The organism is Pantoea sp. AS-PWVM4, assembly GCF_000468095.1.
In the GTDB taxonomy this organism is placed as follows: Bacteria; Pseudomonadota; Gammaproteobacteria; order Enterobacterales; family Enterobacteriaceae; genus Pantoea; species Pantoea phytobeneficialis.
Genome location: NZ_ASZC01000011.1, coordinates 1 through 17,348 on the forward strand (window position 1 = coordinate 1; position 17,348 = coordinate 17,348).

Consider the following 17,348-nt stretch of genomic DNA (forward strand, 5'->3'; position numbering starts at 1 on the left):
GGAAGGCGGCGGTGGAACGTCAGCACGGCCCAACCGCGCTGATTCTGTCGCGTCAGAATTTACTGCAACCGGAACGCAACCCTGCGCAGGTTGCAGATATCGCGCGGGGTGGTTATGTGTTGCAGGATTGCGACGGCACGCCGGAAGCGATCATCATCGCCACCGGTTCGGAAATCGAAATCGCTCTTGGTGCAGCGGATAAACTGACGGCGGATGGTCATCGTATCCGCGTGGTATCCCTGCCCTGCACCGACGTGTTCGATAAACAGGAGGCGGCTTATCGTGAATCGGTGCTGCCTTCTGGCGTTAAAGCACGCGTGGCGGTGGAAGCCGGGATTACCGATTACTGGTTCAAGTATGTTGGCCTTGACGGATCCATCGTCGGCATGACCACCTTTGGTGAGTCGGCACCAGCCGGTAAACTGTTCCCGGAATTTGGCTTTACCGTGGAAAATATCGTCAGCCATACCGAAGCCTTACTCAAGCCGCACTAATTGACCCGGCCCCCGCTGTGGGGCCGTTTTTGATCACAGCCTGAAACAGAAAAAAATCTTACTTGACCTCTTTCCGCCCCTCGCAAACTGATTACTATAAGACGTTCCTTTAATTAGCCTGGCGGACGCTTTCCCGTTGAAAAAACGTACACCCTTTTTACTGAGCTTACTGGTTTCGCTGCTTCCGTTAAAAAGCATGGCGCAGGCGTCTCCAGACCCCTTGCTCGCTTCGCAGATCGTTGATCGTTACGCTGAACATATCTTTTACGGCAGCGGTGCCGTTGGCATGGCACTGGTGGCGATTGATGGCAACCAGCGTGTTTTCGCCAGCTTCGGCGAAACCAGCCCCGGCAATAACACCCGGCCACAGCAAGACTCGGTGATTCGTATTGCCTCGCTCAGCAAGCTGATGACTAGCGAAGTGATGGTGAAAATGGCGGAGCGTGGTCAGATTCGTCTCGACGATCCTTTAAGCAAATACGCACCATCGGGCGTGCGTGTGCCAAACTTCAACGGCCAACCGATTCGCCTGATTAATCTTTCGACCCATACCAGTGGTCTGCCGCGTGAGCAGCCCGGTGGCAAACCGCATCGTCCGGTGTTTGTCTGGCCAACCCGAAGTGATCGCTGGCAGTGGCTGTCGCGTGCTGCGCTGAAAGCGGCACCAGGTACCAATGCAGCCTACTCCAACCTCGGTTATGACCTGCTGGGCGATGCGCTGGCGAAAGCAAGCGGTCAACCCTATCCAGCCCTGTTCCAGCAGTTGATCACCCGCCCACTGGGGATGAAGGACACCACCTATACCCCCTCGCCAGATCAATGCAAGCGTCTGATGATTGCTGAAAAAGGTGCCAGTCCGTGTAACAACACCCTCGCAGCGATTGGCAGCGGCGGCGTCTATTCAACGCCGGACGATATGGGCCGCTGGATGCAACAGTTCCTCAACTCTGCGGTCAACAAACGCACGCCGCAAATCGATCGTTTGCAAACGTTGATTTATCGCCGTGACCAGTTGAATAAAGTGGAAGGGATGGATGTCCCCGGACGTGCCGATGCGCTGGGTATGGGCTGGGTCTATATGGGGCCGAAAAACGGTCGCCCAGGCATTATTCAGAAAACCGGTGGTGCGGGTGGGTTCATTACCTATATGGCGATGATACCGCAGCAAAATGTCGGGGTGTTTGTGGTGGTGACGCGCTCGCCGTTAACCCGCTTTACGCCGATGAGCGATGGCGTCAATGATCTGCTGGCCGAACTGGTGGGTAACCAGAATGGCTCACCGATGATGGTACAGGCAATCCGTTAACGCGATTACGGTGCCGTCTCCGACTGGCTGACCCACAAGGTTGGCCAGTCATCGCTGCTGTGCCAGGCATCACAGGTCTTCTCTTCCGCATACTCCGCCAGCACAAATTCATTGCCATCAAACTGCCAGCGCGTAGCGATGCCGCAATCCCCCAGGCCACGCCCCTTGCTAAAGGTATAAAGGAAGCCGCTGCTGGCATCGTATTCGGCATTCACCAGCTCCAGTTGATTATCACTGCGTGACGCTGGTGTGAAGGGTAAGGTCAGCGTCAGACCGCGCGCCACATAGGGTTGACTACGTGTAACTTCAAAGGCCAGATCAATCACGTTATACGCCCCGGTTTCACAGCTCACCAGCAGCAACGCTTTATCGTCGGTGAGCGGCGCGACGCTCACTTCACGCCGCATCGGATCGAGTGAACAACTGTCGGTATTGATGCGCCAGGTACCATAGTCGATCAACCCACTGGCTTCGTCATGGGTGAGTGGCGCAGGCTGCGGCAAAGGCGCAGGCAACCGGGGTAACGCTGGCTGCGGCGGTACATCCCATACCACCCGATCGCCGCGCTTTATCCAGGCACTCAAACCGTTCACCCTGCCCTGCACCTCATCCATCAGCAGCAACGCCGCTTTCATCCCGTGCAATGAAACGGCTGCTTTGGCCTGCCAGGTGAGCTGGAGGGTATCCGCGTCCAGCGTTTGTGCCAGAAACTCATCAATAGCGATAGGATTGCTGGTGGCGAGATGATGCGGTTCCACACTCCAGTGTTTGAGATCGGGTTTCAGCAGACGCTGATCGAGCAACAGATTGTCCTGTAAGGACGCACCGGGAAGTTCACCAGTGTAAGCGCTGCCATAATCAATGCGCAGCAAAGGACGATCATCGACACCCGCATGCCGGGAGAGGGTCATGACCAGGCCATTATCACCAGGAAAACTGCGCGCTACGCAAAAAGCCGCATTGTTGCAGGTCAGCTGCCAGTCAGAAAATGACTTTTGCAGTGGATCCGCCTGCACTCCCGCAGCAAACAGAAAAAGCAATAAAAGCAGCGATTTCATCCAATACGACATTAAGAAAACCGATCCCCAAAATCTTAGAGAGAAGATGATAGCGCAGTGGCAGCGCTGACACCGGGCCTAATATGTGAGCTGGCCCTAAAAGCGGTACTAACTGCCGAAAAAGACGTCGCCTGGGAGCGATCTGTGCGGGTGGTGCGAGGGGTCATCATCCTTGTCCAACGCCGCGCGCTCAATCGGATTTGTCGCACAATGCGTCAGCCAGCCCGGCACACGGTCAGGGATTATGAGAGAGATTGTCTGGAGTCGAGAAAGCGTCACATTATCGCCATGTTGGAGCATGTTAATTTTAACGCTGGCAAAGTGCCAATTCAGTGCGAAGTCATCAAGGAAGAGGATGAATTATGCTTAGTACTTACAATTCCACACGTTCCACAATACAACCTTCACCCGTCAATGAAATCATTACTACAACGCCAGCTATCATTAATCAAATCTCCACCATCAACGAAAAAAATACCGTTCCCTATAGTCAGCAACCGCTGGAGTCACTAATTTCACCGTCATTGTCTCCCGCTGCGACTTCGTTTGGCATACATGTCACCCCGTCATCCTCCAGTCCAGCATGCTTTACTCTCCAGCCAAGAATAAAAGGTTTATCAAATATAAATGGTAAGCAGCATATAGAGCGTTTGTTTAAACTTAATACTTTCACCGACTCCATTTTTCGACTTACCACTGAAATGGCTGGTTCAACTAACCCTCTGGTAATCCAATACAAAGATTGCCTGTTAAATTTCAAAGCCGAAAACGACAACATTATAAAAAGCATAAATAAAAAAGCAAAGGAAACCTACAAAATAAATAAAGCAACTTTAAAGAAGCTAAGTAAAACCATTAACAACAAGAGCATTGGGGAGTTTATTCAAAAAATATTGGCCATCCATCAGGCAAAGACAAGTAAGGTATTTGCAAGATACTTCAGCCAAATCGATATGTTTATGACAGTTTATGAAAAAGAAAAAAACAACACAGAAAAAATCAAATCATTATGGCGGGCCATCATTGATGAAGGAGATAATCCCCTTAGGGATTTTTTGGTGGGGTTTAACTTATGGGATTACCTCCGCGACAATGTAAACCATATGTTGGAGACTAACGACGATGACACTTTTCCTGACTTCATAGCACGTCAATACCAGTTGTATGATGAATTAAAGACCCTTTGTGCTCCTTCAACACCTTCCCAGGAAGAAAACAATCTATATCGCCATCAATTTTGCGATCTGCATCTCAATGATAAAAGTGTTGCCGCAGCAATAGAATCAATGCAGGAAAATAAGGGCTTAACCTTCGTGTTAAGTTGTACGGATCATGGCAAACAGTTATTAGAACAGCTCAATAACTATAAGGTATTGTTAGCTCAGGACAGCAGAACAAAAAGAGAAAAACAAATAGAAGTTGAACTGGCAACAATAGCTCCGGAACGTGCAACGTCGAAAAAAACCAGCTTACTAAAAGCGCTATTTAACTCCATACCAATTTGCATTAATTTACTGGATAGTACTGATGATCTGAGGAGTGAACTACGCGCATCCAGAAATTGGGGGCTGGATATATCAGCATCTCTTGATTCAGGTCTGAAATCAATTTATGACACTGCCTATTCCGGAGTGAGAAAATCACTTACGACGTTACTTAAAAATGAAAAAATCCTTAATGAAGTTGTCAGTGCAATAGGCATAGCACCGGAAGTAAAAGCTGTTACTCCTCAATTCATGACGGAGGAATTATCGGTATCAGAAGCGTTATGTGTTGCTAATACATTGTATAACAACCGCGTCATTGCAGATAATATGGGTAATCTTACTCAATTATATCACGTAATGAGAGAAAAATTCCTCCATCCCGATATGATTCAGGAACTCACCTTTAATCAGTTAGATCACGAAGGTCACGTAGTTATTAAGGCATTACTGCTGGCTGCTCTACAGAACTGTATTGCTGATCCTGAAATGGACTGGATGGCACAGTGGCATATATTACTGGGATTCGCCGATAAAAAACATGCCGAGAATATCGATGCGACCGAGCAAACGGTAATGATGCACGACAATCATAAAATCAGGCATTTTGTTAAACTTGATCATTTCGATACCATTTTAGAGTACGTTTCAAATAGAATAAACAAAGAAAAATTAAGGTGGAAATTTAAACAAAGCATTAAACTTGACCTAAAAATCATCAAGCTGATAAATCCAAATATCACAACCGAAGATTTGCAGATAATATCTTCTGATATGATAAACTATTTACTTTGTGACGGATGTTTTTCTGATGCCGATTTAAGACCTTTCACTTTTCGCACCAAACTTGCCAGCCTGCTAAAAGTGGCACCACAAAAGTTCCTCAGTGATATGGCAGAAATAAATTATACACCGTCATATCATTTTAGACATCACGCTCATCAGACAGATAACCTCTTTACCGCAAAGCAAATCAGTAACGTTGATCATTTAGTGGTTATTATTCAGTACCTCCAGGAGGTGGTAGCTGAAACGACAACGACACTTGAACACCTTGAAAGCGTGGAGTATATCGTAAGGTTTGCTGACCTTAACGGATTCAGTGACGCCGAGCAGAACACGTTGAAAGAAGAATTTATTAAACAAAAGAACAGATTAAATCAGCAACCTTATAATATTGAGTTGAAAGAGAAACTCAAAGAGTTAGCCAGTACGATTTTGGAAAATGTGGAGTTGAATAGTTTAATCGAAGAAGATAATGACGAACCGTTTAACGAAATCATTCCTCTTCTGGACAATTATTTTTCATCCTACCAGGCTAAAGACATTAATAAATTTTATGCCAAGATGCAGGAAATGGGTCTTCCGCTGAACAGTGGCAGTCAGGAAAAAACAACCCAATTCCTGAGCGAAATGCTAAATGATGGTAAAGAGCATCCTAATTATCATTCCGAAGTGATATCCGTTATTGTTCACGAATTATTTTCTTCCATTCCCTTATCAGACCCAGCAGCTACTTCACAAAGTGTACAAGTAGCTACGCAGTTTAATACCCTGTCAACACAGTTATTGGCACAGATGGACAGCATTTTAAACGATGAAATAAAAAAATCGATTGATTTTTTTAACCCGGAACACGATCAGGCTGCATTTAATTTACTGGCTTTATGCCAAATTATTGATAACCCCGATGCTATCGAAAAAGCGTTGAAGGAGTACATTTCCAAACCTAACGAAAAAAATACTCATACCAGGAAACTCCGCTTAACACCCGATCAATTTAAACTGTTAAAACATGGATTATATAACTTATTCAAGTCAAGTAGTAGCGACTACGCTTCAGATATAGAAAAGCTATTCGATAAAATGAAAGAATTAGCAAAAGAAAGCAGCGAAAGATACGCTATCTACATTTACGATCTATATGTGAAATTTAAAAAAGTATTTAGTGACAAAGAAGGTAAAACCCCGAGCCAATTATTTTTTGAGATCCAGGAGCTTGATCAGGAAAAAGGTATCCCTTCACTTATCAAGATGGAACCTGATGTCATTAAACGTACTACCGCCAGACTATCGAAAGAAACCTTTATCTTAGGCGATATGAATGCTACCAGTCATGCTGATTTCCTCCATGCATTAAACCGCAGGCATCAACTTTCCCCCTCGCTCTATTTTAAATTCTTCAGGCTTAAACCCTGGCTTTCATTCGTATCCAAAATACGTGACGATGAGATTGAATGTAACCAAAAAAGAATAGAGGCCCTCAACTTTTCGCTGAATGCGAGCACAATAAATGCGGCGATTCAAGCAGGAGTTCTCTTAACGGAACACGAACGCCAGAGGGCACTCTATCGAGAAAAATGTGAAAGGGAAGATGCCATAAGAGATCAACGTCAGATTGAATACAGAAATGACCGAGACCTATGGAACCAACAGATGACGCTCGAGTCGAATATATTCCTTCAACATGTGATGGATTTCTCCAGGGAGTTTATTTTTTGGTGGCAGCCAAGATATATTGTTTACAAAACCATAGTACGTGACGGGCATAAATCGATAATTATATTTTCCAATGATGAGTTTTTCCAAAGTGAACATAGCCATGAATATGATATTGGTCTGACAATGATACGTACCAAGAATGTCGACATATTGGATGATAAAAAGAGACCTGATCAGAATAAGATTTTAAAAGCCATTAAGAAAACCAACCCCGATTTTAAATTTGCAAATACACAAAGGATACGCACTGAAGCCAACCATAACATCAGAGTAAACATTGTTAAAAATGGAGAAGTTGAACCAAAACATGTCGCGACTCTCACACAAACACATACTTTAAATACTGAAATCGTTATAAACACGATAACTGCTGACTTTATGCATGCGATCCCCAGCGTTTATCCTACCTCTAATAATAACAAACTCTCTTATCATGAATTCTTTTTTCAGCCGGATACCCTTCGTGATATCCATCCAGTTGTAGCGGAGAGTGTATATAAAGAAAAGCAGACCTTTCTGCCACCATATGTTGCTGACCCTAAGCCCTCAAACAGCGCCGCCACCACAGCCATGATACCTGCCGCCAATACTGCCAGATCATGCAACCCCATCGACAATCAACTTAGAGAGATGGTAAGCCCTTTTACCCGATTTCGTCCTGAGAACGTCTCTTTACCTGAACCCTTTCTCAGCTCATTGCAAGAGCGAATGTTGGAGCATCTCGCCCTTACCATCGGGAGAGATATCGTGACAATAAATCATAAAAATGAAGTGACCTACTACTACTCAGGCGGAAATATCGTTTCATATAATCTAAAACTGGAGATTTCTGCTAATGATGCGAAACGGGGAAATTATGCCGCAGCGTTACCCGATAAAATCATAGAAGACGTTCACAAAAGAGAGGTCATATTACTGAAAGTAGACGGCCAGAAATATAACGGCATACAGGTTCAGTCAACCGATGCTGGCTTCGTATCGAGTATGATACCTAACCAACCTGATTACCGTGATTCCGTCATTAATAGTGCGTTGCATAAGCTGGTCGAACCTGTCAGACCTTTAGTTGAGGAAATGTTTCCGGCTGTAATGAATGCGGCCTATGTCACCACACATGGCACAGTTCCTGATGGAAACATAACTACTTACCCATTAGTCAGAAAATTTCTGGAACAGTTAAACCACACAGCTGAACAGGAGAGTGAAGAGGATAACCAGCCGGGAACCTCCGGTTCTGGCAGCCATTAAACTCCAACGGCGCGATAAATCGCGCCGTTACGCTTTATGCCTGGCGTTAGCATCAGGCGTGCAGCCATCCTGCCAGTTGCGCATGTTGCAGTAACATAATGGTTTTACCGTCACGGATACGACCATTTTTCACCATCGCCAGCGCTTCAGGAAACGCCAGTTCGAGCACGGTAATTTCTTCGTCTTCAACACCGCCGCCTTTGTTCGCGCGTTGAGCTTCGCTGTATTCAGCAGCGAAGAAGTGCAGAATCTCGGTAACGCCCCCTGGTGACATATAGGCTTCCCAGAGTTTTTCCACTTTACCCACCTGATAACCGGTTTCCTCAATCGCTTCCTTACGGATGCAGTCTTCAGGCGTATCGTCGTCCAGCAGGCCCGCGCAGGCCTCAATCAGTTCGCCACTCTCATTACCGTTCAGGTAGGTGGCAATACGGAATTGGCGCGTCAGCACCACGCTATTTTTTTCACGGTTGTAGAGCAGGATGGTTGCGCCGTTGCCACGGTCGTAGACTTCACGTTTGTGACGCAGCACTTCGCCATTGTTACGGGTAAGTTCGTAGGTAAAGTTGCGCAGCACAAACCAGTTTTCTGACAGCAACTTGTCTTTGATGATATTGATCTTTAACGGCATGACCACTCCACTGCAAATTTTGAGGGAGCCTGAAAGAGTAAAACGTTATGGCGGGGAAAACTATCTGAATTGTTTCTCGCGCAGATGAAAACAGCGCGATTAATCGCGCCGCTACGCACCTTTCTGGTAGCGGCGCGGTTTACCGCGCTGTAAACATCAAAATCCGTTCTTTTCCTCTTTCATATCTGGCAGGTGATGCGCAATCCCTTTATGGCAGTCGATACAGGTTTTGCCTTCCTCCACCGCTTTGGTGTGCATCTTCGCCGCGACCGTCTTCTGCGCGGTAAAATCCATATATTCAAAGTTATGGCAGTTACGGCAGGCTTGCGAATTGTTGTTCTTCATCCTGCGCCATTCGTTTTGCGCCAGTTCAAGCCGCTTTTCCTCAAACTTTTCAGGCGTGTCGATAATGCCGAACACCTTGGCATACACCTCTTTGCTGGCCTGTAACTTACGCCACATTTTTGGCCCCCACTCGTGTGGCACATGGCAATCCGGGCAGGTCGCACGCACGCCGCTGCGGTTGTTGTAGTGCACCGTCTGCATATATTCCTGATAGACGTTGTTACGCATTTCATGGCAACCGATACAGAATTGCTCGCGATTGGTCATCTCCAGGCCGGTATTAAATCCGCCCCAGAAAATGATGCCTCCGGCGAAACCAATCAGCAGCAACGTGCCAAGCGCCAGGCGGCTGGGACGACGCCACCAGCGCCAGATGCGGAGAATCATCTGCTTCATTGACCAAAGCCCTCAGCCGGACGGAAGGTGTTTTCCACCACCGGTTTGGCATCGGTCTGCGGCACATGGCATTGCAGACAAAAATAGCGGCGCGGTGAAACCGTACTACTGACCAGGCCATCACGATCGGTAAAGTGCGTTGGACTGACGCGGGGCGCACCGGTGGTGAGGTAACTTTGCGTACCGTGGCATTGCAGGCAGCGGTTAACGTTTTTCGTCACCTGGTAGCCATCAACGCTATGCGGGATCACCGGTGGTTGATTGACATAGTTCAGCGGCTTGCGGCTCTGCTCTTTGGGCTGATGGATCGTGCCCTGCTGCGTGGCCGTCACCTCCGGTGACTGTTGCAAGTCCACGCCGTTATCGGCCCAGACCGCGCCGCCCAATGTCAGGGCAGCCAATGTAAGAAGTGTGATAAGAGGTTTCATTGCATCCTGCCTTAAATTTTCACCAGCTTAACGGCGCATTTTTTATAATCGGTCTGTTTCGAAAGCGGGTCGGTGGCATCCAGCGTGACGTTGTTGACCAGCACCCCGGCATCGAAGAACGGTGAAAACACCAACCCCTGCGGTGGCTGATTACGGCCACGCGTTTCGACGGTGGCCATCGCTTCACCCCGACGGGAAACCACGCGCACTTTCTCGCCCCGACGCAGACCACGCGCTTTGGCATCCAGCGGATGGATATACAGCAACGCCTGCGGCACCGCACGATGCAGCTCCGGCACACGGCGCGTCATAGTGCCGGTATGCCAGTGTTCCAGCACGCGGCCGGTACAGAACCACAGATCGTATTCCGCATCCGGTGATTCAGCAGGCGGCTCGTACGGCAGGGCAAAAATGGTCGCTTTGCCGTCTGGTTTGCCGTAGAAGCGCACGCCCTCGCCTGCTTTGACGTAGCTGTCATGACCTTCGCGATAACGCCAGCGCGTCTCTTTGCCGTCAACCACCGGCCAGCGCAAACCACGCGCCTGATGATAAGTGTCGAACGGTGCCAAATCATGGCCGTGACCACGACCAAAACTGGCGTACTCTTCGAACAATCCTTTTTGCAGATAGAAGCCGAAAGCACGGGCATCATCGTTCAGTTGGTCGTCGGCGACCTCACTCAGCGGGAATTGGTTAACCTGGCCATTGGCAAACAACACGTCGTAGAGGGTTTTGTCACGTAGCGCCGGCTGTTGGGCGATCAATGCCTCCGGCCACACTTCCGCCACGCGGAATCGCTTCGAAAAGTTCACCAGTTGCCACAGATCGGATTTGGCGTCCCCAGGCGCTTTGACTTGCTGATGCCAAAACTGGGTGCGGCGTTCAGCATTGCCATAGGCACCCTCTTTTTCCACCCACATGGCGGTGGGCAGAATCAGGTCGGCTGAGAGCGCACTGACGGTCGGATAGGGATCCGACACCACCACAAAGTTGCGCTCATCGCGCCAACCCGGCATACGTTCCTGCGTCAGGTTCGGTCCGGCCTGCATGTTGTTGTTGCACATCGACCAGTAGGCATTGATTTTTCCGTCTTTCAGCGCGCGGTCCTGCGCCACTGCGTGGTAGCCCGGTTTGGCCGGGATGGTGCCGGACGGCAACTTCCACAGTTTTTCTGCCAGCGCGCGATGCTTGTCGTTGGTCACCACCATATCGGCAGGCAAACGATGGGAAAACGTCCCCACTTCACGCGCCGTACCACAGGCTGACGGTTGCCCGGTCAGAGAGAAGGGGCCGGTACCAGGGCGTGAAATTTTGCCGGTCAGCAAGTGCAGGTTGTAGACCAGATTATTGGCCCACACGCCACGCGTATGTTGGTTGAAACCCATCGTCCAGTACGACACCACCTTGATGTTGGGATCGGCATACAACTCGGCCAGTTTCACCAGTTGATCTTGCTCGACACCGCTCATGGCACTGGCTTTTTCCAACGTATACTCCGCGACAAACTTCGCGTACTCGTCGAAACTGATTGGCGTCGAGGCATCGCTGTCCGGATTTTTCGCCTTCGCCTGACGCGGGTCGGTCGGACGCAAACCATAACCGATGTCAGTCGCACCCTGACGCAGCGTGACGTGGTTTTCCAGGAAGGTTTTATCCACCTTGCCGTTCTGAATGATGTAGTTGGCGATAAAGTTGAGGATCACCAGATCGGTCTGAGGCACGAACACCATGCCGTTATCCGCCAGCTCAAAGCTGCGATGGCGATAGGTCGACAGCACGGCAACTTTGACGTTTTCATTGCTGAGACGACGCGCCGTGATACGGGACCAGAGAATCGGGTGCATCTCGGCCATGTTCGATCCCCACAACACAAAAGCATCAGCCTGCTCGATATCGTCATAGCAGCCCATCGGTTCATCCATGCCAAAGGTACGCATAAGCCCAACCACCGCCGACGCCATGCAGTGACGCGCATTGGGATCGAGGTTATTACTGCGGAAACCGGCTTTCATCAGCTTGGAGGCCGCGTAACCTTCCCACAAGGTCCACTGGCCAGAACCGAACATACCAATGGATTCCGGTCCGTTGGCCTTAAGCGCAGCCTTAAACTTCTCCTCCATGATGTCGAACGCCTGTTCCCAGCTAATCGGCGTGAATGTGCCATTTTTGTCGAAACGCCCTTCGGTCATCCGCAATAGCGGCTGGGTCAGACGGTCCTTGCCGTACATAATTTTGGGCAGAAAATAGCCTTTAATGCAGTTCAGGCCACGGTTCACCTCCGCCTGCGGATCGCCCTGTGAAGCAACCACACGACCATCCTGAGTGCCCACCAGCACGCCGCAGCCCGTTCCGCAAAAGCGACAGGGCGCTTTTTCCCAACGAATCGGTGCCGCCAACGCCGTGGCGGCTTTGGTAACGGTAGGGATGACTAATCCCGCAGCGGTTGCAGCTGCCGCCGCCGCATTGGCTTTCATAAAATCACGACGACTCAGTTGCATGAGGTTTCCTTGGCAAGTTCTTCAAATTCGTCCTGCTGGTGATACACCAGCGATACCGCCAACACGCCTGGGATATTGCGCGTGGCTTCAATGTTGCTTAGCAGCGTGGCGCTATCGGACGCGCCCAACGTGACCGCCAGGGTGCCGCGTGCGGCGTCTTGAGCGGCGATGTCGCTGTCGGCCCAGGTCAGTAGCTCCTGCGTGACCGCAGCACAAGCCGCCGGTCGCGCCTGAATCACCAGGCCACAGACGTGCCAACTGTTATTCGGGTTCATGATGTAATCCTGTGGCTGAAACCGGGCAAGGCGCGATGCACGCACCACAACCGGTGCAATGCTGCGGCGTGGTTTCGGGTTGTGCGATACCGTTGGCAGTAAGGCGAAAAACGATGGCCTGCTGCTCACAATTTTCCTGACAACTGCGACAATTCACCCCCTGAAAGGTGATGCAATCACGGCTGATGCGGATACGTTGCTGCCACGGCTGCTGCTCGCGCGGATAAAACAGCGCCTGTGGGCAGGCATCGGCGCAGGCGGCACAGAAGGTACATTCACCTCGTTGAAAATCGATCTGCGGTACCGCACCGGGCGCAAGCTGTACAATCTGCGTTTCGCAGGCGGTTACGCAGTTGCCACAACCGTCACACCCGGTCTGATGGCGCCACCACGGCAATGCAATCGCCCCCGTGACAGCTTTACGCTGCCCGGTGAAGAATTGGCGTCGTGACAGCCCCATCGGTACACCTTAATTCGGGTTAGAAAATTAGGGCTTAAAATAACCTGACACAATGGAGGGCTATATCACCCGAAAGGAGTAATTCCCGGAGTGGGATCAAGGGGGGAGCAGATGGTGATCAGACGGGTCCAGGTGCCAGAAAAAACGCGGCATTACGGTGGCAAAAACAAAAAAGGCCGTCGGAGAGACGGCCTTCTGATAACACATCATGCGCGTTTAGCGTGAAGAATCTTCCGCCAGGATACGCGGTGCGTCATCCGACTCATCGACATGATGATCATGTTCTTTCATCGCTTCTTCGTGTACGCGCTTACGCACACCAAACCAGCCCAGCACCAACACCACCGCAATCAGCGGGATGGAGGCAATGGTGTAGGTGCCATTCGGGTAGTCAAACGCCATCAACACCAGCACGCTGACCAGGAACAGCAGCGTCAACCAGGAGGTGACCGGTGCCCACGGCAGCTTGAAGCTGACATCTTCCGCTTTGCCTTCTTTGATGGCTTTGCGCAGACGCATCTGGCATACCACGATAAAGCCCCACGAAGAGATGATACCCAGCGATGCCACGTTCAGGACGATCTCAAATACCTGAGACGGTACGTAGTAGTTCAGCACCACGCCCACCACATAGACAGCGATGGTCACCAGGATACCGGCAAACGGCACCTGCTGGTTGCTCATCTTCGACATAAACTTCGGTGCAGAACCGCCCATCGACATCGAACGCAGAATACGACCGGTGGAGTACAGACCGGAGTTCAGGCTGGACAACGCCGCACTCAGCACCACGATATTCATAACGCTACCGATATAAGGCACGCCCAGTTTGGAGAAGAAGGTCACGAACGGACTCTGCCCGGCCTGATAAGCATTCCACGGCAACAGCAGCACCAACAGCACCACCGAACCCACGTAGAACAGGCCGATACGCCAAATCACGCTGTTGATCGCTTTTGGCAGCATGGTTTTCGGGTCTTTACACTCCCCCGCCGCCGTGCCTACCAGCTCGATCGAAGCGAAGGCAAACACCACCCCTTGCACCAGCACCAGCGCAGGCAGCAGACCATGTGGGAACAGGCCGCCGTTATCGGTTATCAGGTGGAAACCGGTGGCATTGCCGTCCAGCGGCTTACCGCTGCCGAGGAACACCACGCCAACCACCAGGAACACCACGATGGCCAGCACCTTAATCAGCGCAAACCAGAACTCCATCTCGGCGAACCACTTCACGCCGATCATGTTCATGGTGCCAACAATTGCCAGCGCACCAAGGGCAAACACCCACTGGGGAACATCACCAAACGCGCCCCAGTAATGCATATACAGCGCAACGGCCGTGATATCGACGATACCGGTCATCGCCCAGTTAACAAAGTACATCCAGCCCGCCACATATGACGCTTTTTCACCAAGAAATTCACGCGCATAGGAAACAAAGCTGCCGCTGGAAGGACGATGTAAAACCAGTTCGCCCAACGCACGCAGAATGAAGAAAGAGAAGATACCGCACACCAGATACACCAGTGCCAGAGCCGGACCTGCCATCTGTAAGCGCGCACCTGCGCCTAAAAATAGCCCCGTACCAATAGCACCGCCGATGGCGATCATTTGAACCTGACGATTACCCATAGCTTTGTGGTAACCGGTGTCGTGGGAATTCAGCCAGCGTCGTTTCGCAGCGCGTTGTTCGGCCGCGGTTTTTTTAGTAGGTTTCATAGCTTTCCTGTTTATCCTGACCATCAATCACCGGCTTACCAAACGTTTGCGTAGCACGGTGCGAAATGGGGTAAAACCCCGGTTGCAGGCGGCGGAACGATGTCGCGCAGCGATCCGGGAAATTACGGCGATGAATCCTACCCGTTCTGCAAGAACGAAGCAAAATATACCGCCAGATTGCACAGAATGAATTGAGATTATCCTTCACAGTGCACAAAAAAACCGGCCAGAGCGTCTGGCCGGTGAAGATTGCGGCAGGAAAAAATCGGGGAAATTAACGATAAATCTCGGCGGTACCACTCCACATGCTGGAGTCACCTGGATTTTGCACGCCGATGACACGGTAATGGCTGGCACCCATCTCTTGCGCTTTCTGTGACAACTGACGTGTCGCATCATCCAGTGAGCCACTGACGCCACTGACGGAGACGCTACCGATACTTTGCATATTTTGAGCTTGTTCCGCGTTTAACGCTGTCGCGGCCAGCGAACTAAAACTTGCGGCGGCTAGCAGTGCACCAGCCAGAACAGCATATCGAGTCTTCATGGGATGCTCCTGTTATCTTGCGGGGAAACCGACGGCCTACGCAAAAAGTATTAGTCAGCCAGGCAAAAGCGGGATGGTGCAAGCGGTAAAACTGTTCAATTTTTCGACAGAGGTTTCAGATTTATCCTGGGAAATGTAAATTGCGGTTACTTTATGTGCGAAGAGTAACCTGATGTCGCGAGATAACGTCGCCGACATGACAACGCTGCTTTATAATTCCGCGCTCGCAACAGGGTTTTTATCGTGATGGTTAAACGTCCCGTAATACGCACTATCGCTCGCGCGCTGAGCGCAATTGTCCTGCTTTCGCTGCTCACTTCCGGGCTGGCGTTGATGACACTTTCCAGTAGCTTACGTGATGCTGAGACAGTCAATGTCGCCGGGTCGCTGCGAATGCAAATTTATCGCCTGGCCTGGGACAGCACGCGCGATCCCCAACAGCTAACTCATCATATTGGTTTATATGAACAAACCCTGGACGCTCCGGCATTGAGCAATCTGGAGCGCGCGTGGGTACCGATCGAAGTTCGCAACCGTTACCACTATCTGCGCGATAACTGGCCGGAACTGAAGCAACGATTACAAACGCAGAACACCCTGATTTATCAACAGCAGGTCGCCAGCTACGTCGGTGAAATCAATCGTTTTGTGTTGTCCGTACAGCATTACGCCGAGCTAAAAATGCATCTGGTGGTTGCCAGCAGCCTGTTTGGTTTTCTGGCGATTGTCGGGCTGGCACTCTGGACCATCCGTTTTATTCGCAGCAACGTGGTGGGGCCGCTCGACGCGCTGGTCACCGCCAGTCAGTTTGTCGAACAAACTCGCTTCAGCTTTCCTCCCCTGCCCGTGGCACAGCCTAACGAACTTGGTGTGCTGGCCCATGCCTTCACGGCGATGGCGGCCAGATTACAATCACACTATCGCCTGCTGGAAGATGCGGTGCAGGAGAAAACCGAGAGCCTGACGCAGGCTAACCGCACGCTGTCTCTGCTCTATGAAAGCTCGCAAATGCTTACCAGCAGCGCCCTCAATCCCGATGTATTTCAGGGTTTTATCGAGCAACTTCAGCAGCGCGAAGGTTTTAACGTGGTGGTGCTGGAGAGTGACAACCAGACATTCCAGACCGGAAGCAGTGATGCCAACTGCCGCTGGCAGCGCATCACATTGCGTCAGGATGAGCAGCCCTTCGGCGAATTGCGTTGGCAATCGCCGCAACGCGCGTCGTCCGGGGAATTGATGCAGAGCCTGGCGAATATGTTGGCTCGCGCCCTGTGGGTCTGGCAGACGCAGAAGCAATATCAGCAAATGCTGTTAATTGAAGAGCGCGCGACCATTGCCCGCGAACTTCACGATTCGCTGGCGCAGTCACTCTCCTTTTTACGGATTCAGCTTACGCTGCTGCGACGCACGGTCGATGGCAGCCAGTTGGCAGCGCAAAGTATTATCAGCGAGTTTGACCGGGCGCTGGCAGACGCTTATCAACAATTACGTGAGTTGCTGACCACCTTCCGCCTGACTATTGAGCAGGCAGATTTGGTAGCAGCTATGCAGGCAATGATCGTACCCTTACAGGAACAATCCCAGGCGGCGATCCAGTTTGACTATCAACCTGGGCTACAAAGCCTCGATGCACAACAGCAGGTGCATGTTTTACAGATTGCGCGCGAGGCCTTACTCAACGCCATTCGCCATGCCGGTGCGCAGCAGATTCGCATTTGCTATCAGCGTATCGCTGAGGAGGATCATCTGTTAACCATCGAAGATGACGGTATTGGTATCCGTAGCACGGAAGAACCGCCGGGCCATTACGGCCTGACAATTATGGCAGAACGGGCAGCACGCCTTGCCGGCACGCTGCTGATTACCCCGCAGGAACGCGGCACGCGTGTCACCTTACGTTTCCCGCCTCGCCCGACCTACCTGCTGGAATAACACGATACATGGACTGTTTATTGGA

At 50.7% G+C, this 17,348-nt stretch carries 13 protein-coding genes; 4 read left to right on the plus strand and 9 right to left on the minus strand.

The features are described 5' to 3' along the window. A partial coding sequence (locus tag L579_RS10820) for a transketolase-like TK C-terminal-containing protein (protein ID WP_036626426.1) occupies positions 1-494 on the plus strand: 494 nt, incomplete at its 5' end. A 136-nt stretch (positions 495-630) separates the two neighbouring features. Next, complete coding sequence (gene ampH / locus L579_RS10825; RefSeq protein WP_021184281.1) at positions 631-1,800, plus strand: D-alanyl-D-alanine-carboxypeptidase/endopeptidase AmpH; 1,170 nt, start codon at positions 631-633, stop codon at positions 1,798-1,800. A gap of 5 nt (positions 1,801-1,805) precedes the next feature. Here ampH and L579_RS10830 read toward each other — a convergent pair whose 3' ends face one another. Next, on the minus strand, positions 1,806-2,870 hold the full coding sequence (locus tag L579_RS10830; RefSeq protein WP_021184282.1) for a DUF1176 domain-containing protein: 1,065 nt from the start codon (positions 2,868-2,870) through the stop codon (positions 1,806-1,808). 350 nt (positions 2,871-3,220) lie between these two features. Between L579_RS10830 and L579_RS10835 the strand changes: the two genes are divergently transcribed. Beyond that, the gene (locus L579_RS10835; protein ID WP_021184283.1) at positions 3,221-8,092 is read left to right on the plus strand and encodes a hypothetical protein; all 4,872 of its coding nucleotides are present in this window, start codon (positions 3,221-3,223) and stop codon (positions 8,090-8,092) included. A 52-nt stretch (positions 8,093-8,144) separates the two neighbouring features. Here L579_RS10835 and nudK read toward each other — a convergent pair whose 3' ends face one another. The 8 genes from nudK to L579_RS10875 all read right to left on the minus strand — a co-directional run bounded on the left by nudK (position 8,145) and on the right by L579_RS10875 (position 15,391). Continuing rightward, the gene (nudK, locus tag L579_RS10840; protein ID WP_021184284.1) at positions 8,145-8,723 is read right to left on the minus strand and encodes a GDP-mannose pyrophosphatase NudK; all 579 of its coding nucleotides are present in this window, start codon (positions 8,721-8,723) and stop codon (positions 8,145-8,147) included. Between the two features lie 156 nt (positions 8,724-8,879). Further along, complete coding sequence (gene napC, locus L579_RS10845) at positions 8,880-9,464, minus strand: cytochrome c-type protein NapC (RefSeq protein ID WP_036626430.1); 585 nt, start codon at positions 9,462-9,464, stop codon at positions 8,880-8,882. Next, positions 9,461-9,892, minus strand: a complete 432-nt coding sequence (napB, locus tag L579_RS10850; protein WP_021184286.1) for a nitrate reductase cytochrome c-type subunit — start codon at positions 9,890-9,892, stop codon at positions 9,461-9,463. The genes napC and napB overlap by 4 nt, the downstream gene beginning before the upstream one ends. Positions 9,893-9,903: 11 nt before the next feature. Next, complete coding sequence (gene napA, locus L579_RS10855) at positions 9,904-12,390, minus strand: nitrate reductase catalytic subunit NapA (RefSeq protein WP_021184287.1); 2,487 nt, start codon at positions 12,388-12,390, stop codon at positions 9,904-9,906. Then, the gene (locus L579_RS10860; protein ID WP_021184288.1) at positions 12,381-12,665 is read right to left on the minus strand and encodes a chaperone NapD; all 285 of its coding nucleotides are present in this window, start codon (positions 12,663-12,665) and stop codon (positions 12,381-12,383) included. Before L579_RS10860 ends, napA begins: the two co-directional genes overlap by 10 nt. Beyond that, positions 12,652-13,125 (minus strand): ferredoxin-type protein NapF, encoded by a 474-nt coding sequence (napF, locus tag L579_RS23305; RefSeq protein ID WP_021184289.1) that lies wholly within the window; start codon positions 13,123-13,125, stop codon positions 12,652-12,654. The genes L579_RS10860 and napF overlap by 14 nt, the downstream gene beginning before the upstream one ends. 216 nt (positions 13,126-13,341) lie before the next feature. Further along, positions 13,342-14,844 carry an L-asparagine permease gene (gene ansP, locus L579_RS10870; RefSeq protein ID WP_021184291.1) on the minus strand — a complete coding sequence of 501 codons (1,503 nt, stop codon included), beginning with the start codon at positions 14,842-14,844 and terminating at the stop codon, positions 13,342-13,344. A 274-nt stretch (positions 14,845-15,118) separates the two neighbouring features. Continuing rightward, positions 15,119-15,391 carry a YdgH/BhsA/McbA-like domain containing protein gene (locus tag L579_RS10875; RefSeq protein WP_021184293.1) on the minus strand — a complete coding sequence of 91 codons (273 nt, stop codon included), beginning with the start codon at positions 15,389-15,391 and terminating at the stop codon, positions 15,119-15,121. A gap of 243 nt (positions 15,392-15,634) precedes the next feature. Here L579_RS10875 and narQ point away from each other — a divergent pair, with 243 nt between their 5' ends. After that, a complete protein-coding gene (narQ, locus tag L579_RS10880) occupies positions 15,635-17,323 on the plus strand; it encodes a nitrate/nitrite two-component system sensor histidine kinase NarQ (RefSeq protein WP_036626433.1) in 1,689 nt (562 codons plus the stop codon). Positions 17,324-17,348 lie beyond the last annotated feature (25 nt).